Origin of the sequence: Streptomyces sp. SBT349, from assembly GCF_001083795.1 — a bacterium.
Classification (GTDB): domain Bacteria; phylum Actinomycetota; class Actinomycetes; order Streptomycetales; family Streptomycetaceae; genus Streptomyces.
Genome location: NZ_LAVK01000099.1, coordinates 1 through 22,741, shown reverse-complemented (window position 1 = coordinate 22,741; position 22,741 = coordinate 1). Strand labels below are relative to the sequence as shown.

18 protein-coding genes, 1 tRNA gene and 2 pseudogenes are annotated in these 22,741 nt (G+C 72.9%); 6 read left to right on the top strand and 15 right to left on the bottom strand.

The genetic code is table 11. The annotated features are described in order from the left end of the window. Both ADY01_RS14780 and ADY01_RS14775 read right to left on the bottom strand, forming a co-directional pair. Nucleotides 1–282 (bottom strand): annotated as a pseudogene (locus ADY01_RS14780) (hypothetical protein); the annotation flags it as partial. 104 nt (nucleotides 283–386) lie between these two features. Continuing rightward, on the bottom strand, nucleotides 387–740 hold the full coding sequence (locus tag ADY01_RS14775) for a metallopeptidase family protein (protein WP_049572217.1): 354 nt from the start codon (nucleotides 738–740) through the stop codon (nucleotides 387–389). Between the two features lie 81 nt (nucleotides 741–821). Between ADY01_RS14775 and ADY01_RS14770 the strand changes: the two genes are divergently transcribed. After that, a tRNA-Glu gene (locus tag ADY01_RS14770) sits at nucleotides 822–894 on the top strand. 209 nt (nucleotides 895–1,103) lie between these two features. Here the strand turns inward: ADY01_RS14770 and ADY01_RS14765 are convergent. Both ADY01_RS14765 and ADY01_RS14760 read right to left on the bottom strand, forming a co-directional pair. Beyond that, nucleotides 1,104–2,129, bottom strand: coding sequence for an NAD(P)H-dependent flavin oxidoreductase (locus ADY01_RS14765; RefSeq protein ID WP_049572214.1), 1,026 nt, complete (start codon nucleotides 2,127–2,129; stop codon nucleotides 1,104–1,106). Nucleotides 2,130–2,324: 195 nt separating this feature from the next. Continuing rightward, the gene (locus tag ADY01_RS14760) at nucleotides 2,325–2,882 is read right to left on the bottom strand and encodes a membrane protein (protein ID WP_049572204.1); all 558 of its coding nucleotides are present in this window, start codon (nucleotides 2,880–2,882) and stop codon (nucleotides 2,325–2,327) included. Nucleotides 2,883–2,999: 117 nt separating this feature from the next. Here ADY01_RS14760 and ADY01_RS14755 point away from each other — a divergent pair, with 117 nt between their 5' ends. Further along, a complete protein-coding gene (locus ADY01_RS14755) occupies nucleotides 3,000–3,689 on the top strand; it encodes a TetR/AcrR family transcriptional regulator (RefSeq protein WP_078900314.1) in 690 nt (229 codons plus the stop codon). 169 nt (nucleotides 3,690–3,858) lie between these two features. On the opposite strand, the gene ADY01_RS14750 is transcribed toward ADY01_RS14755, so the two are convergent. Beyond that, nucleotides 3,859–5,253 (bottom strand): MFS transporter, encoded by a 1,395-nt coding sequence (locus ADY01_RS14750; protein WP_049572201.1) that lies wholly within the window; start codon nucleotides 5,251–5,253, stop codon nucleotides 3,859–3,861. A gap of 451 nt (nucleotides 5,254–5,704) precedes the next feature. On the opposite strand from ADY01_RS14750, the gene ADY01_RS14745 reads away from it, so the two are divergent. Both ADY01_RS14745 and ADY01_RS14740 read left to right on the top strand, forming a co-directional pair. Next, complete coding sequence (locus ADY01_RS14745) at nucleotides 5,705–6,619, top strand: alpha/beta fold hydrolase (RefSeq protein WP_107081728.1); 915 nt, start codon at nucleotides 5,705–5,707, stop codon at nucleotides 6,617–6,619. Between the two features lie 222 nt (nucleotides 6,620–6,841). Next, nucleotides 6,842–7,315, top strand: coding sequence for an NUDIX hydrolase (locus ADY01_RS14740; RefSeq protein ID WP_049572196.1), 474 nt, complete (start codon nucleotides 6,842–6,844; stop codon nucleotides 7,313–7,315). A 17-nt stretch (nucleotides 7,316–7,332) separates the two neighbouring features. Here ADY01_RS14740 and ADY01_RS14735 read toward each other — a convergent pair whose 3' ends face one another. The 4 genes from ADY01_RS14735 to ADY01_RS14720 all read right to left on the bottom strand — a co-directional run bounded on the left by ADY01_RS14735 (nucleotide 7,333) and on the right by ADY01_RS14720 (nucleotide 10,942). Further along, nucleotides 7,333–7,566, bottom strand: coding sequence for a hypothetical protein (locus ADY01_RS14735; protein WP_049572193.1), 234 nt, complete (start codon nucleotides 7,564–7,566; stop codon nucleotides 7,333–7,335). A gap of 190 nt (nucleotides 7,567–7,756) precedes the next feature. Further along, nucleotides 7,757–8,632 carry a hypothetical protein gene (locus ADY01_RS14730; protein WP_049572189.1) on the bottom strand — a complete coding sequence of 292 codons (876 nt, stop codon included), beginning with the start codon at nucleotides 8,630–8,632 and terminating at the stop codon, nucleotides 7,757–7,759. 32 nt (nucleotides 8,633–8,664) lie between these two features. Continuing rightward, nucleotides 8,665–10,260: an alkaline phosphatase D family protein gene (locus ADY01_RS14725; RefSeq protein WP_234320233.1), complete on the bottom strand. Its 1,596-nt coding sequence runs from the start codon at nucleotides 10,258–10,260 to the stop codon at nucleotides 8,665–8,667. 145 nt (nucleotides 10,261–10,405) lie between these two features. Further along, nucleotides 10,406–10,942 (bottom strand): SgcJ/EcaC family oxidoreductase, encoded by a 537-nt coding sequence (locus ADY01_RS14720; protein WP_049572185.1) that lies wholly within the window; start codon nucleotides 10,940–10,942, stop codon nucleotides 10,406–10,408. Nucleotides 10,943–11,174: 232 nt separating this feature from the next. Between ADY01_RS14720 and ADY01_RS37025 the strand changes: the two genes are divergently transcribed. Then, on the top strand, nucleotides 11,175–12,647 hold the full coding sequence (locus ADY01_RS37025; RefSeq protein ID WP_049572182.1) for a low molecular weight phosphatase family protein: 1,473 nt from the start codon (nucleotides 11,175–11,177) through the stop codon (nucleotides 12,645–12,647). Nucleotides 12,648–12,690: 43 nt separating this feature from the next. Here the strand turns inward: ADY01_RS37025 and ADY01_RS37020 are convergent. From ADY01_RS37020 to ADY01_RS14685, 6 genes and pseudogenes are all read right to left on the bottom strand, one after another. Then, nucleotides 12,691–13,103: pseudogene (locus ADY01_RS37020) on the bottom strand (SAM-dependent methyltransferase). Beyond that, entirely contained in the window at nucleotides 13,100–16,282 is a 3,183-nt protein-coding gene (locus tag ADY01_RS14705) for an alpha-mannosidase (RefSeq protein WP_049572172.1), read from the bottom strand. Before ADY01_RS14705 ends, ADY01_RS37020 begins: the two are co-directional and overlap by 4 nt. Before the next feature lie 13 nt (nucleotides 16,283–16,295). Further along, nucleotides 16,296–18,341 carry a DUF2264 domain-containing protein gene (locus ADY01_RS14700; protein WP_049572168.1) on the bottom strand — a complete coding sequence of 682 codons (2,046 nt, stop codon included), beginning with the start codon at nucleotides 18,339–18,341 and terminating at the stop codon, nucleotides 16,296–16,298. Further along, nucleotides 18,338–19,966: an extracellular solute-binding protein gene (locus ADY01_RS14695; protein WP_049572164.1), complete on the bottom strand. Its 1,629-nt coding sequence runs from the start codon at nucleotides 19,964–19,966 to the stop codon at nucleotides 18,338–18,340. Before ADY01_RS14695 ends, ADY01_RS14700 begins: the two co-directional genes overlap by 4 nt. A gap of 14 nt (nucleotides 19,967–19,980) precedes the next feature. After that, nucleotides 19,981–20,889, bottom strand: coding sequence for a carbohydrate ABC transporter permease (locus tag ADY01_RS14690; protein ID WP_049572161.1), 909 nt, complete (start codon nucleotides 20,887–20,889; stop codon nucleotides 19,981–19,983). Further along, nucleotides 20,886–21,821 (bottom strand): ABC transporter permease, encoded by a 936-nt coding sequence (locus tag ADY01_RS14685; protein ID WP_049572159.1) that lies wholly within the window; start codon nucleotides 21,819–21,821, stop codon nucleotides 20,886–20,888. The genes ADY01_RS14690 and ADY01_RS14685 overlap by 4 nt, the downstream gene beginning before the upstream one ends. 220 nt (nucleotides 21,822–22,041) lie before the next feature. Here ADY01_RS14685 and ADY01_RS14680 point away from each other — a divergent pair. Next, nucleotides 22,042–22,741: helix-turn-helix domain-containing protein (locus ADY01_RS14680; protein WP_049572156.1), on the top strand; the 700-nt coding region annotated here is incomplete at its 3' end.

Here is a 22,741-nt window from a genome sequence, read left to right as displayed (position 1 = left end):
CCCCCCGACCCCCCCCCCCCCGGGGGCGGCGGGCTCGTCGGGGGGTTCGTCGCCGTCGCTCTCACCGGCGCCGGCGGGCTCGCGGGCCCCGTCGCCGAGCGGGGCCCGTTCCGACTCGGTGGACGCGGGCGCGGGCCGGTCGTCGGGCTCGACGGTCACGCAGCCGCCGAGCGCGGCGGCCAGGACGGCCGCCAGGACGGCGGCCAGGGCCGTGGGCGTGACGCGGATCACGGCGGTGGACGGCGCCGCGGCGCCGGGGACGAGGCGGTGAGGTCGGCGCACGGGCGGACACCTCCGGGGCGGTGGGCAACGTTCCGCCTGCTCAACTCCCCCACCCGGACGGAGGACACGGAACGTTTCCGGCCGGGGCCTGCGGCCCGGTCGCCTCAGCCGTAGCCGAGGCCGTGCAGCCGCTCGTCGTCGATGCCGAAGTGGTGGGCGATCTCGTGCACGACGGTGATCTCCACCTCCTCGACCACCAGTTCCCGGTCGCCGCCCTCGCGCCGGACGAGCCGCAGGGTCGGGCCCATGTAGACCGAGATGCGGTCCGGCAGCACGCCCGCGTACCACTCGCCGCGCTCGGTGAGCGGCGTACCCTCGTACAGCCCGAGCAGTTCCGGGTCCTCGGGGGGCGGCTCGTCCTCCACGAAGACGGCCACGTTGTCCATCAGCCGGGTCAGTTCCGGCGGGATCCGGTCCAGCGCCTCACTGACCAACCCCTCGAACTCCTCGCGCGTCATCTCCAGCACGCCGCCATTGTCCGTCAGCGAAACCCTTTTGGTGATCCCCCCGGGCATCGCCTATGCTGCTGGCGTCCTTGCGCCCCCATCGTCTAGTGGCCCAGGACGCCGCCCTTTCAAGGCGGTAGCGCGGGTTCGAATCCCGTTGGGGGTACCCAGAACAAGGGAACGCTCCGGTCCCATGTCGGACGTGACATGGACCCGGATCGCTATCTCCTCTCCAGGGCGGCGGCTGTGGCAGCGCGTCCAGCGGTGGCGGGTCGCCGAGACCGCGGATGAGCCGATCCTGTTCGCCCTCCGGCGATCCCCCCCGACCGTTCCAGCGCCCACGCGGGAACTCCTCGCGCGAGAGGCGGGCGCGATTCAGCGCCGGGCCGGCGCTCCGGCCTCCCGCCACAGCGCGCGGGTCAGGTCGGCCGCCGGACCGCTCCGGGCCAGCCGGTGTCCGGTACCCGCCCACAGGTGCATCGCGTCCAGGTCGCCGCGCCGGGCGGCGGCGGCCCGCAGGGGCTGGGTGAGGTGGTGCACCTCGGGGTAGGCGGTGGGCGCGTGCGGCTGGTGGCGGTCGATGAAGGCGTTGCGCAGCCCGCGCGCGGGACGGCCGGTGAAGGCGCGGGTCACGGTGGTGGCGTCGCGTTCCAACAGCGCTCGCCGGTGTGCCGGGGAGGCGCCGGACTCGTCCGTGCGCAGATAGGCGGTGCCGAGCTGGACGGCGCGCGCCCCCGCTCGCAGTGCGGCGGCGATCGCCGGGCCGTCCGCCAGGCCACCCGCGGCGATCAGCGGCAGCTCGGTCACCTCCCGTACGGCGGCGAGGAGTTGGAGCAACGGCAGCGTGCCGGGCTCGTCCTCGGCGCGATGGGTGGCACGGTGGCCGCCGGCGCCGGGACCCTGCACCGTGAGCACGTCGAGTCCCAGCCTGGTGGCCGCGAGCGCCTCGGCAGGGGTGGTGACGGTGCCGATCTGCACGCCGCCGGCGGCGCGAACGGCCTCGACGTCCGCGCGTGCGGGCAGGCCGAAGGTGTAGGACACATACGCCACCGGGTCGGCGATCAGCGCCGCGAGCTTGGCGTCCCAGTCGTCGCGGTCGGGCGGGATCACCGAGGGGAGTTCGACCCCCCACGCCTCGGCCTCGGGCAGCAGCCGCCGACGGTAGGCGGCCACCACGGCCGCGTCGGAGGGCGGCCCCGGGACGAAGAGGTTGACGCCGAACGGACGGTCCGTCAGCTCCCGGGTCCGCCCGATCTGCTCGACCATCGCACCCGCCGTCCGGTACCCGGCAGCGAGAAACCCCAGACCACCGGCACCGCTCACCGCCGCCACCAACGCGGGCGTCGAGGCACCCCCCGCCATCGGCGCACCGACGACGGGCACGACCAGCTGAAAACACATCACGTACGCCCCCTCCACGCGGCACGGATCCCGCCCTCACCCTAGGGCGAACACCCGACAGCGCTGCACGACCCGACCGCCGCACCGATCGCCCTCGCCATCCGGTCGTTCACGCGCCAGGTGTCGGACACGGAGGTGGCCGGGCGACATCGAGCCGGCAGCAGCGGCGGCATGGCGTTGGCCCATCGGCGGTGCTCAGCCCCTGCGGGTCGAACGGGACAGGCGGAGCGCCGAGACGAGGAAGAAGATCCCTCCGAGCGCGGCGTAGCCGGCGAGGGTGGTCAGCGAGGGGTCGTCCCGTGAGGCGCTTCGGATGAAGGTCGCGCCGGCCAGCACCGAGATGCCGCCACTGACGATCATGGCCCACTGGCCGCCCATCGGCCGGCGGGCGACGCCCACGAGGAGCTGGACCAGCCCGGAGACGACCGCCCATGCGCCCCAGACGCGCAGGACGTCGGCGACGCCCGAGGTGCCGGCGACCGCGACGCCGACGGTGGCGAGCGAGCTGACGGCGATGTTCACGTACAAGCTCGTGACCGGCCCGTCGGGGCGCGCCGACCTGACATCGACGATGGCCGCGACCACGTCGAAGGCCGGGTAGAGGAACAGCAGCAGCTTGGCCTCGACGGTGAGGTCCGAGCCGGACACCAGCAGGACGACCGCCCACGCGGCGGCGAAGAGGAAGCGGATGACGTACAGCCGGCGCAGGGCGGGTGTGGTGCCGACGTGCTCGGCGGAGTCGACGGATGCCATGGGGTTCTCCAGTGAGTACGAGACAGAGAGAACGCTCTCTCTTGTTTGCAGTCTCGCACACCCTTTCCACGCAAACAAGAAAGAGCGTTCTACCCGCCACCCGCTACACTGGGTGATATGACACGGACGGAAGCCGGCACAGGCACCGGCAGGAGAGTCTCCGAGGCGCGGGAGCGGCTCCTGAGGACTGCCGGGCAGCTCTTCTACGCGGAGGGCATCCACACGGTGGGCGTCGACCGTCTGGTCGCCGAGTCGAAGGTCACCAACGCCACCTTCTACCGCCACTTCCGCAGCAAGGAGGACCTTGCCGTCGCGTACATCGGAAGCGTCGACCAGGCGATCCGCTCCCAGATCGGCTCCCTGACGGCCGCGGACGTGCCGACCGACGGCATCCTGCGGGGCATCGGCGCGTCCCTGGTCGAGCAGATCCGCTCGCCCGGTTACCGCGGATGCGCCTTCCTCAACGCGGCGGCCGAATTTCCCGATCCCGACCACCCGGTCCACCGTGCCGTCGTGCGGCACCGCGAGTGGTTCCTGGAGACGGTCACCAGCCTGTTCGCCGAGATCACGGCCGCGCAGGCCGAGCACGCCGGGCGGCACTTCGTCATGCTCCGCGACGGCGCGATGAGCGCCGGCTACCTCGGCGACCCCGTCCTGGCCGGCGAGACCCTGCTGCGCGGCATCGAAGGACTGCTGCGGATCCACGCCGCCCGTGGGCTCGACGAGCGCGCCGCCTCGGCACCCGGCGAGGCGTCCTCGCCGGCCACGCCGGTCTCCGACGTCGAGTGCTCGCCGCCCAGCGCGTAACCGCGGTCGGGGCGGGCCCGTTTCTCGCAGTCGGGAAACCTGTCGACGGTGCGACGGGTTCTCCGTGCCTGATCAGAGAGCATTCGTGATTCTGTGCCAGCGCTATGCTGCGGGCGGTGATCGGTATCAGCCCAGGTCCGCTCCCCCGGTCTTCTCGTCGGCGAGACCGTCAGCGTCCCGCTCGTGCGACGGCTGACTCCGGTGTCGACGGTTCGGCGTCCAGCTCGCCCAGGTTCCGGCCGCGGGTCTCCCGGGCGGCGAGCAGTGCGAGCACCGTCACGACCGCCGCGGCGGTGACGTAGAGCGAGATCAGCGAGGATCCCCCCGAGGACTGGAGCAGCGCGGTCGCGATCAGCGGCGCCGGCGCTCCGGCGGCCACCGAGGCGAACTGGGCGCCGATGGACGCCCCCGAGTACCGCATGCGGGTGGCGAACAGCTCGGAGAAGAACGCCGCTTGGGGCGCGTACATCGCGCTGTGGAAGACGAGGCCCACGGTCACCGCCAGCACCAGCGCGGGGAACGACTCGGTGTCGATGAGCGTGAAGAACAGCCAGGCCCAGACGCCCGTTCCGATCGCGCCCGCGAGGTAGACCGGTTTCCTGCCCAGCCGGTCCGAGAGCGCGCCGAACGCCGGGATCAGGCAGAACTGGACGGCCGAGCCGATCAGCACGGCGTTCAGCGCGGTCTGCTCCTCCATGTCGAGGTGGTCGACGCAGTAGACGAGGACGAAGGTGGTGATGACGTAGTACGAGATGTTCTCCGCCATCCGAGCGCCCATGGCCACCAGGACGTCCCGCCAGTGGTGGCGCAGGACCGCCAGGATCGGCGGCTGCTCCTCCTCCTCGGCCCGCTGCTCCGCCTTCCGCGCCTCGGCCTTGGCCAGCGCTTCCTGGAAGACGGGCGACTCGTCGACCGAGATCCGGATCCAGAGGCCGACGAGGACCAGCACCGCGGAGAGCAGGAACGGGATCCGCCACCCCCACGACTCGAACGCCGATTCGCTCAGCAGCGTCGTGGTGAGGGAGAGGACGCCGACGGCGATCAGGTTGCCCGCGGGGGCGCCGCTCTGGGGCCAGGACGCCCAGAACCCGCGCCGCCTCGCGTCGCCGTGCTCCGAGACCAGCAGCACGGCGCCGCCCCACTCCCCGCCGAGGGCGAAGCCCTGGAGGAGCCGAAGCGCCGTCAGCAGCAGCGGTGCGGCGACGCCGATGGTGGCGTAGCCGGGCACGCAGCCGATCAGCGTCGTGGCACAGCCCATCATCAGCAGGCTGATCACCAGCAGCTTCTTGCGGCCGACGCGGTCGCCGTAGTGGCCGAAGACCAGGGCGCCCAGCGGGCGGGCGGCGAAGCCGATGGCGTAGGTGAGGAAGGAGAGAAGGGTGCCGGTCAGCGGGTCGGACTCGGGGAAGAACACGTCGCCGAAGACCAGGGCGGCGGCCGAGCCGTAGAGGAAGTAGTCGTACCACTCGATGGTGGTGCCGATCAGGCTGGCGGCGACGACGCGGCGCAGCCTGGCCGGGGCCGGCGGCGGAGCGGTCGCCGAGGGGGACGCCGAGGAGGACATGGACACCACTTCCCTAGGGCCTGGGGGACGACGTTCGGGGACGTGCGTGCGAGGGCTCTTGCTGGGGCTCACCGGTGGGGACGAGGCGGAACGGGGCAGGTCGGCGCGCGGCTCACCCGCCGTCCGGCGGGGGCCCGTCAGGATCGGGATCGCTCTCCATGGCCGCACAGTAGGAACCACCGTGAGCGCCCTCGATGGTGCCGATCGCCACTGTTCCCCCGCCGGTCGTGGGGGTCACTGCTATATGCCGCCGCCGGCGCGGTCCGCACCGCCCGCCTGGCACGACCGCGGAGGTGCGTCCACCGCACGTGGGGTGGTGGCGCCAGCCCCCCTGGCAACACGGGTCACAGGCCCATGGGTCGCCGCAACGGGGCTCCCTAGGCTTGGCGCATCGTCAACTCGGCGATGAACACGAAGCGTTCGTGCCGCAGTCATCTCCTTGGAGGAAGCCGTGACCCGCAAGAACTTGAGGACATCCGCCGCGATAGCGCTGTGCTGTGCCGTGGCCGGTGTGGGGCTCGTCGGGTGCGACGGTTCGGAATCGGAAGCGGACACGGACACGGAGTCCTCCGCCTCCGCTCCCGCGCCGGAGGCCGAGGGGGACCTGCTGACCGGCACCGAGAAGATCACCGCCGGGGACCACTCGGTGAACGTCTCCTGTTCCGGCAGCCCGGTGGACGGCAGGCCCCTCGTCGTCCTCCTGCACGGCGGGGGCAACGACCTGACCACCATGGCCGACCTCCAGGGAACGCTGAGCGAGAACGGCCGGACCTGCTCCTACGACCGGCTCGGCGCGGGCGGCAGCGACCAGCCGGAAGGCCCCCAGGACTACGAGGACGTCGGCGAGACGCTCACCGCCGTCCTCGACCACGTCGCCGGAGACCAGCCAGTCGTCCTGGCCGGGCACTCCATGGGCGGACTGATCGCCGCCCGCTACGCCCCCGACCACCAGGACAGGGTCCACGGCCTGGTCCTCCTGGACGCCACCTCACCCACCGCGGTCGCCGACCTCACCGCCAGGATCCCCGAGACCGCCACCGGCCCGGCGGGCGACCTGCGCGCCGAGACCCTCGCCGTCTTCGGCGGGGAGAACCCGGAACAACTCGTCTTCACCGACGGCGAGGTCCGCTCCGCCGGCGCCATCCCCGTCCAGGTCATCCAGCACGGGCAGCAGCACCTCGGCGTGGTCCCCGAGTACGGACCGGGCCTGGAGGAGGACTGGACCAAGGGCCAGGAGGCGTGGCTCGCGGTATCCACCAACAGCGAACTGAGCACCGCCGAGAACAGCGGGCACGACATCCACATCGACGAGCCCGAGGTCGCGGTCGCGGCCATCGAGCACGTCGCCTCGCAGGCCGCCGGCTGACGCCCGGACCCGGCCCCGGAGCGCGACCGCACGCGGGAGGGAAGGTCGGGCGCCGGTCCGCGACGCGGGCGGGGCCCGGCCGGGTTCGGTGATGACCGTGCGCCGGCCGAGCAGGCGGGTGGTGTCCTCGTCGAGGATCCACTCCGTGCGCGGCGGGCGCGGTAGGGGTTCCCCCGCTGATCGCCATGGGCACGGGGACCGGTGTCGATTAGGGTCGAGGCCGTGGAGACGATACATCGGCCCGCCGCGCGGGTGATCTGCCTGGACGCCGACCAGCGCCTGCTTCTTCTCCACTGGCGTGATCCGCTCGACGGGGCGGGGCTCTGGCAGCCGCCCGGTGGGGGCATCGAGCCGGGCGAGACGCCGCTGATGGCGGCACGGCGTGAACTGGTGGAGGAGACCGGCCTGGACCCGGCCGCGGTCCTCGGGCACTCGGTGCCGGTCGAGCGCGACGTGCCGTGGAACGGCAAGCGGTATGTGGGTGCGGAGCACTTCTTCGTGGCCTCCTTCGCCGAGGAGCGGCCGACGCTGGCGCCGACCGGCCTGCTCCCCCATGAACGGGCCAACCTCCACACGCACGCCTGGGTCGCGTGGTCCGATCTGGACGCGCTGCCGGACCGGATCGAGCCGCCGGAACTGTCCGCCGTTCTCGCCGCCCTGCTGCCGGAAGGACCCTGGCGCGCCCTCGTGTCCTGACCGTCGGGCCGACCGGCTCAGCTCCACTCCTCCTCGTCGCGCACGTCCCGGAGGAAGGCGTTGGCGGACGCCCCCTCGTCGACCAGATCGGGGACGAGGTCGAGCGAGCTGAGCAGCGTGGAGCCCCTGCCCTCCGTGGCACGCCACTCCTCGGCGATGGCCCGCTGCGAGTCCGGCGGCCGGCTCTCCAGCCACTCCCGGTTCTCCGGGCTGAGCTGCCGCAGGAAGTAGGCGAGCACGTCGATGGTCATGGCCGTCGTCTCCGTCACGTAGGGGCCCGGGGCGCGGGCGCGCGGACGGCCTCAGCCTGCGGGACGGGCGGGACGGGCGCGGGTGAGCGCGGCGGCACACGGGGATGTCTCACCCGGCCGGGTGTGCCGCCGGTACCGGCGCCGCGCACAGCGGACCTCAGAGCGACCCCAGTGCGACCTCCGTGCGACCTCAGTGGACCTCCAACTCCACGACGCGCGAGTAACTTCCGTCGTTGGACGCGTGGATGACCAGTTGGACGGCCTCCGCCTCCGTCTCCTCGAAGCGGGAGGTGACGGCGCCCGCCGTGTTGCCGCGGACCTCGGCGACCGTTCGCCACGCGCCGTCCCGCTGGACCTGGACGTCCCAGTCCCGCAGGCCGAACCCGGCGGCGGGGTTGCGCTCGCTGTCCAGGGTGTGGACGGTGACCTCGCCGACCGTGCGCGGCTGGTCGAGGCGGACCCCGTAGGAGTCGGGGAAGACGCGCGAGGTGCCGTCGTTCCAGCCGGTGAGGGTGGACCAGTCGGCCGAGTCGGGGTTGCCGTCCACACCGCCGCAGACGGAGAAGTTGCCGTGGGTGGAGGAGGCGAACGCCTGCTCGCCGAGGGCCAGGTTGTCGCCGGGGCCCTTCTCGGGGACGGGCCGGACGTGCACGGGAACGGTCAGCCGCTCGCGGTCCACGGCCAGGCGGACGTCGTAGGTGCCGGGCGGGGTGTCCCGGGGCGCGGTGACCTCGACGGGGGCGCTCACCGGCTGGTCGGGCTCCTCGGCGGGGAGGTAGCTGGAGAAGAGGTCGCGGGAGAGGGCGACCGGCGCGGGCGCGGTGAGCGTCATGTCGGCGAAGACGTCCTGGCGGCCGGTGTTGACCATGGTGGCCTGGAAGGTGACCGGGTAGCAGGGCAGCGGGACCAGGTCGAGGGCGCCGGGCTCCGCGGCGAGGCCGACGGACGCGCCGCCCGAGCCGTGCGGGTCCTGGCGCCCGGCGGCGCCGTCGGCCGGGGCCGCGATGACCAGCGCGGCGACCACGGCGGTGGCGGCGGGCAGAAGGCGGCGGGATCTGGGGGACATGGCGGGGCGGTTTCCTTCCGTGCCGGGGGAGTTCACGCGGTCTGGATGCCGGGACGGCCGTCCTCGACGACCAGCCGGGCGCGGGTGGACATCCGCCCGCCGGGGGTGGTGACCCGGTCGGCCACCCGGTAGTCGGCGGTCCACTCCTCGCGGGTGATCCGGCAACTGACGTAGCCGCGCTGGAAGTTGTGGAACCGGATGTGCGGGTTCTCGGCCAGCAGCGTCAGGCCGCCCTCGTCGTGGTCCATACCGTCCATGCCGGAGGTGATCGACGTTCCGACGAACTCGCTTCCCACCGTGGGCGATCGGGGATCCTCGAAGTCCAGCTTCAGGTCGGACGCCACGCTGCGGTGCAGGTCGCCGCCGAGCGAGACCAGGTTGCGCACGCCGCGCTCGTGGGCGCCGCCCAGGATCCGCCTCCGCGAGCCCTCGTAGCCGTCCCAGGTGTCCATGGGCACCCCGACGCCCGTCCCGGCCACGGTGTCCAGCCGCGCCATCGCGGTCTGCTGCCCGAGCACGTTCCACCGCGCGTCGGAGGAGGCGAGGCCGTCGAGCAGCCACCGCTCCTGCCGGTCGCCGGTCATCGTGCGGGCGGGGTCGAGGGATTCGGGGTTCGGCGGCTTGGTGCCGTCGCCCATGGCCTGGTCGGAGCGGTACTGGCGGGTGTCCAGGATGCTGAACTCGGCCAGCGTGCCGTAGCGCAGCCGCCGGTGGAGCGGCATGTCGGGCCCGTCGGGGGCCTGGGCCATGCGCAGCGGCATGTGCTCCCAGTACGCGCGGAAGCCGTTGGCCCGCCGCACGAGGAACTGCGCGGGCGGGGCGCTCGGGTGGGCCTCGTCCGCCCAGTTGTCGACGACCTCGTGGTCGTCCATGGTGACGACCCAGGGCGCGGAGGCGTGCGCGGCCTGGAGGTCGGGGTCCAGCTTGTAGAGGGCGTAACGCTCCCGGTAGTCGTCCAGCGTCACGGTCTCGCGCATCGCGTGCGGGTCGGCGGAGCCCGGCCTGATGCCCTTGTCCGCGCCGAACTCGTAGATGTAGTCGCCGAGGAAGAGGACCACGTCGTGCTCGCGCCCGGCCAGGTCGGCGTGGGCGGTGTAGAAGCCCTCGAACCACGCCTGGCAGGAGGCGAACGCCAGCGTCATCGAGGAGAGCCGGTCCCCGGGCGCCGGGGCGGTGCGGGTGCGGCCGACCGGGCTGATCTGCGAGCCGACGCGGAAGCGGTACCAGTAGGGGCGCCACGGCCGCAGACCGCGGACGTCGACATGGACGGTGTGGGCGTACTCGGGGCGCGCGTGGGCGGTGCCGCGGCGCACGACGCCGCGGAACGACTCGTTCTCCGACACCTCCCACCGGACGGGCACGGTGGCGCGGTCCATGCCGCCGAACGGCGCCAGCGGCTCGGGGGCGAGGCGGGTCCAGAGCACCACCGCGTCCGGCAGCGGATCTCCCGATGCCACGCCCAACGTGAAGAGCGGGCGGCGGTCGACCCGGGCGCCGGAGGCGGCGCTGGCTCCCCCGGTTCCGGTCAGGGCGCCCGTCAGGGCGAGCGCCGCCGCGGCGCCGGTCACGGTCACGAATCTGCGTCTGGTCGCGGCCGCGGCCGCCGGAATGGATGAGGTGTCGTTCACGTCTGGCAATGACATCCGGCGTTGCTGAACTCGCACCGGGGCACCGGGGGAACCGTGCGTGAACACCCTTCGCGGCTCCCGCCCCGGCCCGTAACCCCGGAAGACCCCGGCGGCGCGCCGGGGTCTTCCGGGGACGCGGGGGGCGTCAGCCCTCGGGCATCGCGGAGGAGTGGTGGTTCACGATCAGCCACTCCCCGCTGTGGTGGTCGCGCTCGTAGACGAAGGTGTATCGGGCCGCCACGTCGTACGGCTCGCCGGTCTCGGGGTCGGTGAGGTGGAAGACGTAGGCCCCGGAGTCCACGGCGGCGTCGCGGCCGAGCGGCTCCACATGGGACTCGGTGATCTCGCCGGACGGCTGCTGGAGCAGGAAGTGCTCGAAGTAGTCGACTATGCCGGCGCGGTCGGTGCGTATGACGTTGGAGAGTGTCGGTTCGAGGACGGCGTCCGCCGCGTACCGGTCGGCGACCGCCTCGGGGTCGCCGGTGGCCAGGGCGTCGTTCCACGCGTCGAACAGGGCCCGGATCTCCTGCTCGCCCGGCTCGTGCCACCCCCGGGTGGAGAGGGCGTCCCGCTGCTCGGGTGCCGCCGCCTGGACTCCGGAGGCCGCCCCGCTGAGCAGGGTCCCTGCGGCTGCGACGGCGATGGCGATACGCGCCGTGCGGGCGCGAAAACTGATCTGCATGACGCAAGCGTCGCGCTCTCCCGGTCAAGACCAACGCAAGAACCGGCAAATCTCTGATGTAGTAGGGGAGTTGACGTCGCACCGCCCGGCGCACGCGCCCAGCGTGCGCCGGAGCACAGGCCGGCACCCGCATGCCCCGGGTGCGCCCCACGCCACGACTGCCAACCGCTGATCTGTTCATGTCACCCTGGCCGTCAGGGTGACAAGGGGTGGCGGCGGAGTGGGAGGGACCATGGCCGGCGGTACTGCGCGTTCGGCGGCGGGCTTCGGGATATTCGGGCTGGCCGTGGGCTACTTCCTCTGCTACATCCCCTACAGCGGGCTGGTCAAGGCGCTGTCCAGCGGCGAGGTGCCGGGCGTGGACGAGCCGGTGGGCGGCCTGGTGCTGCTGCCCGCCGCGGCGCTCGGCCAGCTGGTGGCGATGCCCGTCTTCCTGACGGCGGTCGGCTGGTGGCACTACGCGCACCGGCGCGAGATCGGCGGACGGCGGCTGATCCTGCCGGCGCGCACCATGCTGTGGGCCGGGTTCTGGATGGCGCTGATCATCGGGACCACCACGCTCAACTTCACCTTCGTGGGCGCGTCGATCCTGCTGATGATGCTGCTGATGCGCGGCGGGGTGCTGATCCTCTCCCCGGTCGTGGACCTGGCCAGGCGGCGGCGCGTCCACGGGTACTCGTGGGCCGCGCTGATCCTGAGCCTGACGGCGGTGGGGGTGGCCGTCTGGGACGTGGACGGATATGTGCTGGGCGTCGGCGGGGTGTTGAGCGTCAGCGTCTATCTCCTGGGCTACGTGGGCCGGTTCACCATCATGAGCAAGGCCGCCAAGACCGGCGACCCCGACGTCGACCGGCGCTACTTCGTGGACGAGCACGTCGCGGCGCCGGTGTTCCAACTGGCGCTGTGCGCCGTGCCCGCAGCGCTCGGTCTCGGCGCCTGGGGGCGCGAACTGCGCTCCGGCTTCACGGACTTCCTGCTGACGCCCGCGGTGGTGCCCGCGTTCCTCATCGGGGTGCTGTACGAGTCGCTGTTCGTCTTCGGCACCTGGATCTACCTCGACCGCCGCGAGTACACGTGGGCCGTCCCGGCGAACCGCTGCGCCAGCCTGTTCGCGGGCGTGGTCTCGGCGTTCGCCCTGACGGCCCTGACGGGGATACCGCGGCCCGGCAACGGGCAGCTGGTGGCGCTCGCCTTCCTGGTGGCGGCCGTCGCCGTGCTGAGCTGGCCGGCCGTGGTCCGGCCGACGCCGCGGCGGGGGGCACACCGGCTGCTGGTGTTCGTCTGCGGCGGGAACACGAGCCGTTCGCCGATGGCCGCCGCGATCGCCGTCAAGGAACTGGCCACCCGGCGCGAGGAGTTCGAGGTGGCCAGCGCGGGTCTCACGGTGCGGTCACCGGGCGCCCCGCTGGTCCCCGAGGCGGTGACGGTGCTGACGGAGCTCGACGTCCCGGTCCCCGTCGGCCACGCCTCGCGGGCGCTGACCGCCGAGCTGTGCCTGAGCTCGGAGGCGATCTACTGCATGACGCAGGCCCAGCGCCACGCGATCATCGCGCTCTCCCCGACGACGGCCGACCGCACCTACGTCCTCGACCCCGACCTGGACGTCCCCGACCCCTCGGGCGCCCCCCTCGACACGTACCGCACCACGGCCCACCTCCTCGGACAGGCCGTCCACACCAGGCTCGCCGAGCTCCCCCCCGCCTGACCGGTCACCCCGGCCGGGCTCAGCGCTCGAAGGCGACGCCCCCTCACCGGTGCACCTCCGCGGGGAGGCCGTGGGCCGGCGCGTCGGGGTGCCGGCGGGAGCAGGACGTGCCGCCGGGCGGCAGGAGTTCGAGCCCGTCGAAGAAGCGGGCGACCTGCGCCGGGCCGCGCGGGATGGAGGGGATCGCGGCCCGGGAGTCGTAGGCGTCCAGGGCCTCGTCGTAGTCCTCGATATGGCCCATGATGCCCATCAGCATCAGCGTCGGCGTCAGCGCTCGGCAGGCCCGTGCCGATGTCCGGGAACCGCCGGACACCCTCCTCGCCCGCGAGACGCCGCACCGCCCCCGGCCGCCCGGTCGACCTCGTCGTCGTCCTTGCCGCCCAGCCAGTGGTCCCAGATCCGGGCCGACCGCGGCACCGTGGTGTCGACCGGGGGAGCCGACGCGGCGTCACTCATGGGCGAGGTGCGTTCAACTCCCCGTCGCGGCGGGAGAGACGGAGGGTGAGGATCTCGAACGGGCGCAGGCGCAGGGGGACTTCACCGCCTTCCGAGTGCGGCAGGCCGTCGCCGTGGGGCTCTTCGAGCAGGTCGCACGGGAGCGCCTCCGCCAGCGGGAACGAGGTGGCGAGCGTGGCCGTCGCCGCGCCGCCCAGGGACTCGTAGAGGCGGACGACGAGGTCCCCCGAGCGGTCGTCGGCGAGCTTGACCGCCTCCACCACGACGCCCGCCCCGTCCACCGCGACCAGCGGCGGCGCCGTGGAGCGGCCCGCGCGGGCGCGCGGCGGCAGGTTCAGGGCGTAGCCCCCGGCCACCGCCGCACCCAGGTCGGCCCCGGCCGCGAGCGCGTAGGTGAAGCGGTGCTCGCCGAGATCGGCTTCCGGGTCGGGGCTGTGCGGGGCCCGCAGCAGGGTCAGCCGCAGCGTGGTGGTGGTGCCGCCGTCCTCGCGGGTGGTGCGCGAGACGTCGTGACCGTAGGTGGAGTCGTTGAGCACCGCCGCGCCGAAGCCGTGCTCGCCCACGTGGACCCAGCGGTGGTTCCACAGCTCGTAACGGGCCGCGTCCCAGCTGGTGTTGGCGTGGGTGGGACGCCTGATGTGGCCGAACTGGATCTCCGCGCTCTCGTGTTCGGCGTGGATGTCCAGCGGCCATGCGGCCTTGAGCACGGTGTCGCGCTCGCGCCAGTCGATGTCGGTGCGGACGGTCAGCTCCCTGCCGCCCGCGGCCAGTTCGAGGTCCTGCACGAGACGGGAGTCGCCGAACGCCCGGACCACGCGGACCGAGGCGAGCAGCGGCCCGGCGTCGGTGACGGTCACCGACTCGGCCCCGGTGAGGTCGGTGACGGTGTGGCGGTAGGAGTGGTCGAGGTTCCAGGCGCTCCACTTGGTGGGGTCGTCCGGGTGGAGCTGGAGCAGGTTCCCCGCCGCGCCGGGCGCGATGGCCTCGCGCGCGGCGGCGGCGTCCAGGACCGACCTGACCAGTCCCTCGCGGTCGACGCGCACCCGCAGCAGGCCGTTGTCCAGCGTGATCCCGTCCGTGTCCTCGGCGACGGTGACCGGCCGGGGCGCGACCTCCGCGCCGGCGGTCTCCCCGCCGAGGGCCCCGGCGCCGAGGGCCGGAACGGCGCCGGGCACGGCGGTGCGGCCGTCGGCCAGCCGCTGCGCGCCCGGCGCGCCGGCCGGGGCCCCGGCCGGGAGGACGCAGACGCCGCCGCGCGCGAAGGGGCCCGCGTTGAACAGGCTCACGCCCTCGCCGCCCCCACCGCCCTCGCCGCCCTCGGTCAGCGCGTCGAGCGCCGCGCCGATGATCTCCTCCAGCTCCGCGTGCACCTCGCGGTAGGTCTCCACGGCCTGCCGGTGCACCCAGGAGATGGAGGAGCCGGGCAGGATGTCGTGGAACTGGTTGAGCAGCACCCGCTCCCACAGCTGCCGCAGCCGCTCGTACGGATAGGCGAACGAGGCGCTGAACGCGGCGGTGGCGGACCAGAGTTCGGCCTCGCGCAGCAGCGACTCGCTGCGGCGGTTGCCGCGCTTGGTGGCGGCCTGGCTGGTGTAGGTGCCGCGGTGGGTCTCCAGGTACAGCTCGCCGCGCCAGACCGGGAGTTCCGTTCCGGTCTCGTCGTACTCGGCGCGGGCGGCGGCGAAGAACGCGTCGGGGTGCCGCACGGTGACCCTGGGCGAACCCTCCAGGTCGGCCAGGCGCCTGGCCCGCTCCAGCATGTCCGGGGTGGGCCCGCCGCCACCGTCGCCGAAGCCGAACGGCGCCAGCGACTGCGTCGCCGTCCCCTTGTCGGCGAACGTCGCGACCGCGTGGGCGAGTTCACGCCCGGACAGCTCGGCGTTGTAGGTGTCGACGGGCGGGAAGTGGGTGAAGATCCGCGTGCCGTCGATGCCCTCCCAGTGGAACGTGTGGTGCGGCAGGCGGTTGGTCTCGTTCCAGGAGAGCTTCTGGGTGAGGAACCACTCCGCGCCCGCGAGCCGGGCCAGCTGGGGGTAGGCGGCGGTGTACCCGAAGGAGTCGGGCAGCCACACGCCCCGGCTCTCGGTGCCGAACTCCTCGCGGAAGAAGCGGCGCCCGTGCACCAGTTGACGGGCCAGCGCCTCGCCGCCCGGCAGGTTGCCGTCCGCCTCGACCCACATGCCGCCGACCGGCGCCCACGTCCCCGCCCGCACCGCGTCCTTGATGCGGGCGAAGATCTCCGGGCGGCGCTCCTTGATCCACGCGTACTGCTGCGCCGAGGAGCAGGCGAAGACCAGCTCCGGGTACTCGGCGGCCAGGGCCGTCATGTTGGTGAACGTCCTGGCGCACTTGCGGATGGTCTCGCGCACCGGCCAGAGCCAGGCGGAGTCGATGTGGGCGTGGCCCACGGCGGTGACGGTGTGCGCGGAGGCGTGCGCGGGGCGCGAGAGCACGTCGGCCAGCGCGTCCCGGCCGCGTTGCGCCGTTCCGGGCAGGTCGCGCGGGTCCACCGCGTCCATGGCGCGTTCGAGGGAGCGAAGGATCTCGTGGCGGCGCGGGGTGGCGCGCGGCAGCTCGCGCATCAGCTGGTCGAGCACCCGCACGTCGTGGATGAGGTGCCAGACCGCGTCGTTGCGGACGGCGAGGTCGGCGGCGACCAGCCGGTAGAGCGGGTCGTCCCCCGCCGTGGCCGGGTCGCCGTAGTGGGTGCCGATGCCGCGGCTGCCGGAGATGGGCGGGTTGGCGGCGAGCTCGATCAGCAGGTCCACGGTCTCGCCGCCGGTGGCCGGATCGGCGATCGGCACGGCCCGGTGGTAGGGGTGGAGGCCCTGGAGCGGCGTGCCGTCGGCGTGGTGGACCAGGCCCTCGGCCTGCCCGCCGGGGCCGTGGGTGTAGGCGAAGTCGAGGTCGAAGACCGCCTCGACGCGCCTGCCCGCCCACGCGGCGGGAAGGGTGGCGGTGGCGCGGAGCCAGGTGGTGGCCCAGGGGCCGCCCCAGGCGTCGCCCACGGCGAACGGCTCGTAGTCGGCGGCCAGCGCGTCGGCGACGGGCACCGGCTCGCCGGGGACGCGCCAGGCGGAGAGGGTGAACGGGATCGAGGGGCCGTGGAGTCGCGGGGTGAGGCGGTCGTCGAGGAACACGGTGACGCGGTCCTCGACCAGGCGTGCGGTGTCGTGCACGGTGCGGCCGTCCTTACGAAGCGTCGTCGGAGGCACGGCCGTCGGCCGAGCCGGTCGGTGAGCCGGTCGGTGAGCCGGGGGCCGGGAGGCGAACGGTGTCCCGGGTGCCGTCGGGCCAGGTCAGCACGGCGGTCAGGGAGCCGTCCCCGCCCGCTGGGCCGTCGCCGTCGCCGTCGTCGTCGCCGCCGAGCGCCGGGAGCGCCGCCGGGTCCGGGGCACCGGCGCCGAGGTGGGCGGCGGCGGCGTACAGCGCGCCGTACCGCAGCGGCTCGTCGCCCGTGGTCAGCAGCGGGGTCGCGGAGTCGGGACCCAGCGGGTTGGCGTCGGCGGCGGTGGCGACCTCCGCGTGGCCGAGACCGCGCAGGGCGGTCAGCCCGGAGACCAGGCCGCCGGAACCGGTGACGACGGCCGCGGCCCCGGCCCCGGCCCCGGCGCCCTGGTGCACGGAGGCGCCGGTGTGCCGGGCCAGCGGCCAGCCGCCGAAGCGCAGGGTGAACGGGCCCGTGGCCGTCTCGTCCGGCGTCGCGTCCACGCGGGCGAGGCGGATCTCGACCGGCCCCCGGACGACGGAGGCCACGGTGATCCAGGGCCCGGTGCGCTGGTCGGTGTCGGGGCCGCCGAACGGGTCCCAGCTCGCGTCACCGGGCCAGTGCGCGCGGCTGCGGGAGACGCCGGCGCGGTCGCCGGTCCCGATCCGGTGCAGCGGGCGGCGGTGGGCCGCGTTGCCGTGCGGGTCGAGCAGCGTGACCGTGGAGTCCAGCGGGCCGCCGGCCGGGTCCTCGGGCATCTCGGGGGCGACGTGCGTGGAGTAGGCGAGCCTGGCGTAGACCGGGTCGTCGGAGACCAGGCGCGCGGGGTCGGCGTGGTCGCTGCCGTGGTTGACGACGCGGACGACGCCGTCGGCGCGGGTGCCGGACACCAGCCAGCCGGGCGCGGCCAGCGTGCGGTGGAAGTCGGCCTCCTCCACGGGCAGCGGGACCTCCGGCTCGTTCCACACCGGGTGCGCGGGCGGCAGCAGCAGCCCGGCGAAGCCCTTGGACGCCCAGTAGGGCGAGGCGGGCCCGGAGTAGACCTGCCGGATGCGGGGGAACGCGTGGTGCCAGCCGAGGGAGAGCAGCCCGTCCCGTCCGACCGCGCCGTTGTCCAGGAAGTGGCTCAGGGTCAGCCCGGCCAGCCTGCGGGTCTGCCCCGGGGGCAGGGGCGTCGCGTCGAACAGGGCGCCCGTCCACACGGGGGCGAGCGCGGCGAACCGGTAGGTGAGGGACCGCCCCTGGATCAGCGGGGAGCCGTTGCCGCCGGTGAGGTGGCGGTGGTCGTCCAGGTAGCGGCGCAGCCGCTCGCGGTAGCGGTCGGCGAGTCCGGGCGGCGCCGCGTCGCCCAGGATGCGCCCGTACCAGAGCGGGTAGAAGTGCATCGCCCAGCCGTTGTAGTGGTCGTAGTTGCGGTGGGCGCCGCCGGTGAGGCCGTCGGAGTACCAGCCGTCGCGGGCGTACCAGCGGTCGGTGAGCTCGATGGCGCGGTCCAGGTCGGCCTGGTCCCAGTCGCCGCCCGCGGTCCTGGCGAACGCCTCGGTGATCGCCTGGAACCAGACCCAGTTGTTGCCCGGCATGTCGGTGCGGACCATCCGGCCCAGCCAGGTGAGAACGTTTTCCCGGACGCGGTCGCTCAGCCGGTCCCAGATCAGGGGGCGCGTCTCGTGCAGGGCGACGGCGATCGAGGCGGCCTCCACCTTGGCCTGGTTGGCCTCGGCGAACGTCGGCCAGCGCTCGGGGGAGGCGGGGTCGGTGCCCGCGTCGAGGCCCTCGGCGTACCACCCGGCGAGGCCGTGGGGGTCCTCGCCCCCGGCGCCGCCGAGCCGGAAGCCCGCCAGCAGGAACGAGCGGGCGAACCCTTCGAGTCCGTCGCTCCAGCGCCCGCTGCCACTGGCGGGTCCCGGCAGGTGGATCTGAGCGTGCCGGTCGGTGGCGAACGGCCTGAGCGCGAGCAGCAGCCGGTCCGCGGTGGCGGTCCACTGGTCGCGTCCGGGTGCGGTGCCCGCGACGGGCGGCGGCGTGGTCACTGAAAACTCTCCCAGGATTCCTCGTACTCGGCCCTGATCCGGTCGCCGGCCTCGCGGCGCCACTCGGCCATCTTCCCGCCCCAGGAGGACACCGAACCGTTCCCGCGTGTGATCGCCTTGAACTCGTCGATCAGGCGGGCCTCCAGGGTGGCGCCCCGGGTGACGTCGAGGTCCGAGTAGAGGCCCTCGGCCGGGTTGCGCACCAGGACGTCCACGGCCCGGCGGTGAAACTCGTGCTGGGTGTGGACGACGTCGGGCCGCTCCGGGAAGTAGAGGGCCAGCGGCGCGTCGGTGATGAAGCTGGTCGGCAGGGTGGTCTGGAGCCGCCCGGCGTCGGTGAGGATCGGGTCGCTGCCCTGGAGGTCGTGGTGGGTGCCGGGCTCGCCGAACTTGCGCAGCAGGTAGGCGTCGGTGCCGAACGGGGCGGCCAGCGCGTTGCACACGCGCAGCAGGTGCCGGATGCGGTCCTTGGGCGCCTTCTTGAGGACCAGGACGCCGAAGCTGGAGACGCCGGACCAGTGGGAGCCGGGGCCGCCGTCGTAGCCGGGGGCGATCATGGCGCCGAGACCGAAGTCCTCGTTGCCCTGGCTGTAGGTGCGGTAGTAGTCGTTCCAGCCGGCGACGCCGTCGTAGTTGACGGCGATCTGGCCGCTGCCGAACCAGTCCTTGAAGCGGCCCAGCACGTTGAACCCGTCGGGGTGGACGACGCCGTCCTCGACCAGGACGCGCATGGCCTCCAGCGCGGGCTCGAACGTCTCGTCCTCCATCCACCAGGTGAAACGGCCGTTCTCCTCGCGCCACTTGTTGGGGCCGCCGAGCATCTCCAGGACGAAGTAGAGGGTGGTCAACGGGTCGCCCACGGCGTAACGGTGCTGGTCGGGGTCCGTGAGGTCGTTGCAGAGCCGACGGAACTCCTCGAAACTGCCGGGGTTGGGGTCGACGCCCCGCTCCTCGATGAGGTCGGTGCGGTAGAGCATGGCCGAGCCCGCGGCGGGGCGGGGCATGGGGATGCCGTAGACGCCGCCGTTGTAGACGGTGTGACGCCACGCCTGCGTCGGGAAGTTGGCCAGGTAGGGGTAGTCGCGCACGGCGCTGCCCGACAGGTGCTCGCTCAGGTCCTGGAAGAGCGCGTGGAACATGGCGGGGCGCTGCGATATCTGCGGCACCACGGCCATGGCGTCCGGCAGGTCGCCGCCGGCCTGCACCACGGCGAACTTGTTGGGGTAGTCGCCGACGGCCACGATCTCGAAGGACAGCTCGGTGCCCAGGCTCGCGTTGAGGGCGCGCCAGTAGCTGTTGCGGTCCAGGGGCGGGGGTACCGGGTTGAAGATCAGCGTCATGAACGAGACGCCGTCGCCGCGCGCCGGAAGGCCGTCGGGGAAGGCGGTCTCGGGGGTGGCGGGGTAGTGCTCGTAGCCGCTGAGCACGCCCTCGGGCGTGCCCGGGAGCGGCACGTCGACGCCCTGGTAGGGGATGTACTCCGGCAGCACGACGTCCGCGTTGAGCGCGGGCGGCGGCAGGTCGGGGCCGTCGCCGCAGCCGGAGAGGGCGAGGCCCGCGCCGATCCCGGCGCCGAGGGAGAGGCCGCCGCGCAGCACGCTTCTGCGGGTGAGGGGGTTGCCCATGACGGGATTTCCTTTCATCCCTTCACCGCTCCCAGCATGACGCCCTTGGTCATGTGCCGCTGGAGGAAGGGGAAGACCAGCACGACGGGGATGATGGAGAGCACGAGGATCGCCGCCTGGAGCGCGTAGGACGGGGGCAGGGCGGCCCCGGCCGCCGCGTTGGCCTCGCCCGCGCCGATGGCGGCGTTGTTGACGACATAGGTGCGCAGGACCAGCTGCATCGGCCATTTCGCGGACTCGTTCATGTACAGCATCGCGTTGAAGAAGGAGTTCCAGTACGCGACGGCGTAGAAGAGGCCGATGACCGCGAGGGCCGCCTTGGAGAGGGGGAGAACGATCCTCAGCATGGTGGTGAGCTCGTTGGCCCCGTCGATGCGGGCGGAGTCGATCAGCTCCTGCGGGATGGACATGAAGAACGAGCGCAGGACGATCACGTTGAACGCGTTGATCATCATGGGCAGGATCAGCGACCAGTAGCTGTTGATCAGGCCGAGTTCCTTGATCAGCAGGTAGCTGGGGATGATGCCCGGCACGAACAGCATCGACAGGACCAGCAGCAGCAGGATCGGCCGGTGCCCGTAGGAGCCGGGGCGGCTGAGCCCGTAGGCGAGCAGGGCGGTGGCCGTCAGGCTGAGGAGGGTGCCGACGACGGTGATGCCGACGCTGACCATCATCGCCCGGGAGACGACGCCGCCGGAGAGGATCGCCTCGTAGGAGGCGAACGAGGGGCGGTCGGGCCACAGGACGAACCCGCCGGTGGAGTTCACCTGTTCGGCGTCGGCCAGGGAGGTCGAGACGATGGAGGCGAAGGGGAGGATCACCAGCAGGCAGCAGATAAGGAGTATCAGGCTCCTCAGCACGCGCCAGGCCGGTGAGGCCGGGGTCTTCCCCGGCACGGCGCTGTAGGCGGACGCGGTGCTCATCGCTTCTTGTAGATCCCTTCCTCGCCCACGAGATGGGCGAGCTTGTTGGCTCCGACGACGAGCGCGACCCCGACGATGCCCTTGACCAGGCCGACCGCGGCGCTCGTCCCCCACTGCCCGGCTATGAGGCCGTTGTTGTAGACGTAGGTGTCGAGCACGTCGCTGTTCTCGATGCCGACGGCCGTCTGCTGGAGGATGATCTGCTCGAAGCCCACGCTCAGGGCGTCGCCCAGGCGCAGGATGGCCAGCAGGATGATGAGGCTTCGCAGCGCGGGGAGCGTCACGTGCCAGGTCTGCCGCCAGCGGCTCGCGCCGTCCACCGCCGCCGACTCGTAGAGGTCGGTGTCGACGCGGGCGAGGGCGGCGAGGAAGAGGATCGTGCCCCAGCCGGTGTCCTTCCAGATGACCTGCGAGGTCAGCAGCGCCTTGAACAGGTCGGGGTCACCGATGATGTTCATCGTGCCGAGGTCCTGGGCCTGGAGGAAGACGTTCAGCAGGCCGGAGTTGCCGATCATCTGCTGGAAGATCGCGACCACGACCACCCAGGACAGGAAGTGCGGCAGGTACAGGATGTTCTGGACCACGCGCTTGACGCGCTCGCTGAGCAGGCTGTTGAGCAGCAGCGCGAGGGCGATGGGCGCGGGGAAAACGAAAACTACCTGGATCAGCGTGAGCTGGAGGGTGTTGACCAGGGCCCGCACGAACGCGTCGTCGCCGTTGAAGATGATGTCGAAGTTGTCGAAGCCGACCCACTTGCTGTCCGCGATGCCGATGAACGGCTGGTAGTGCTGGAAGGCGATGACGTTGCCCAGGAGCGGGACGTAGTGGAACAGCAGCAGTACCACGACCCCCGGAAGCGCGAACCAGAGCAGCGTGAGGTCTCTGCGCCCGCGAGGTGTGCGGCGCCTGACCCGTTCCTCGACTGCGGCCATGCGTGATCCCCTTCGATGCGCTGGTCGATGCTGCGCTATGTAAATCCAATGGATTGTCTTAGTCAATGGCTGCGGCAAGGAAAATCTTGGCCAGACCTGGGTAGGAGCCAGGAGCGTGCCTGTACAGCTGCCCTGTGCAGGCGAGCGAGCTCATCATGTGACCGAATCAGTGGCCAGTTAATACTTTTCCAGGGTGGGGTGGACGGTGTTGGATGTGCCCATGCATGACGTACCGGAACTCGTCCTGAGTGACGATGAACGCGTGGCGCTGCGGACCTGGGCCGCCGAACGCCCCGACCGCCTGGTGCGCGCGCGCATCGTGCTCGACGCCGCCGCCGGCCTCTCCGTCTCGGACAGCGCCAGGGCGCTCGGGGTCTCGCGCCCCACGGTGTCGTCCTGGCGCAACCGGTATGCGGCGCACGGCCTGGCCGGGCTGGCGCACCGGCCGCGCAGCGGGCGTCCGCCGCGCATCGACGAGGCGGACGTGGTCGCGGCGACGCTCGCCGGGCCGCCCCCGCCGCGCCGCGCCTGGTCGGCCCGCGCGCTCGCCGACCACCTCGGCCTCTCGCACACGGCGGTCAGCGGCGTGTGGCGGCGCTGGGCGGTGACGGGCGAGGGCCCGCCCGCCGTGACGCTACCCGCCGAACCGGCGTTCACCGTGCGCCGCCCGCTGCTCCTCGGCCTGTGGCAGCGCGGCAGGTCGGCGGCGATCGTGCTGGCCGAGCCGTCGGAGAAGCCACCGGCGCCGGGGGCGGCGCCCGCCGAGGAGCGCGTCTCCCGTGCCGCCGCGCTCAGTTCGGCGCTGACCAGGGCCGCGGGCCCCGGCGCGCCGGGCGGCGCGGGCGGCGCGCCCGGCGACGCGGCGGGCGCCGGTCCCGCGAGCACCGGTCCGGGCGGCGGAGCTCCGGGGGGACGGGGTT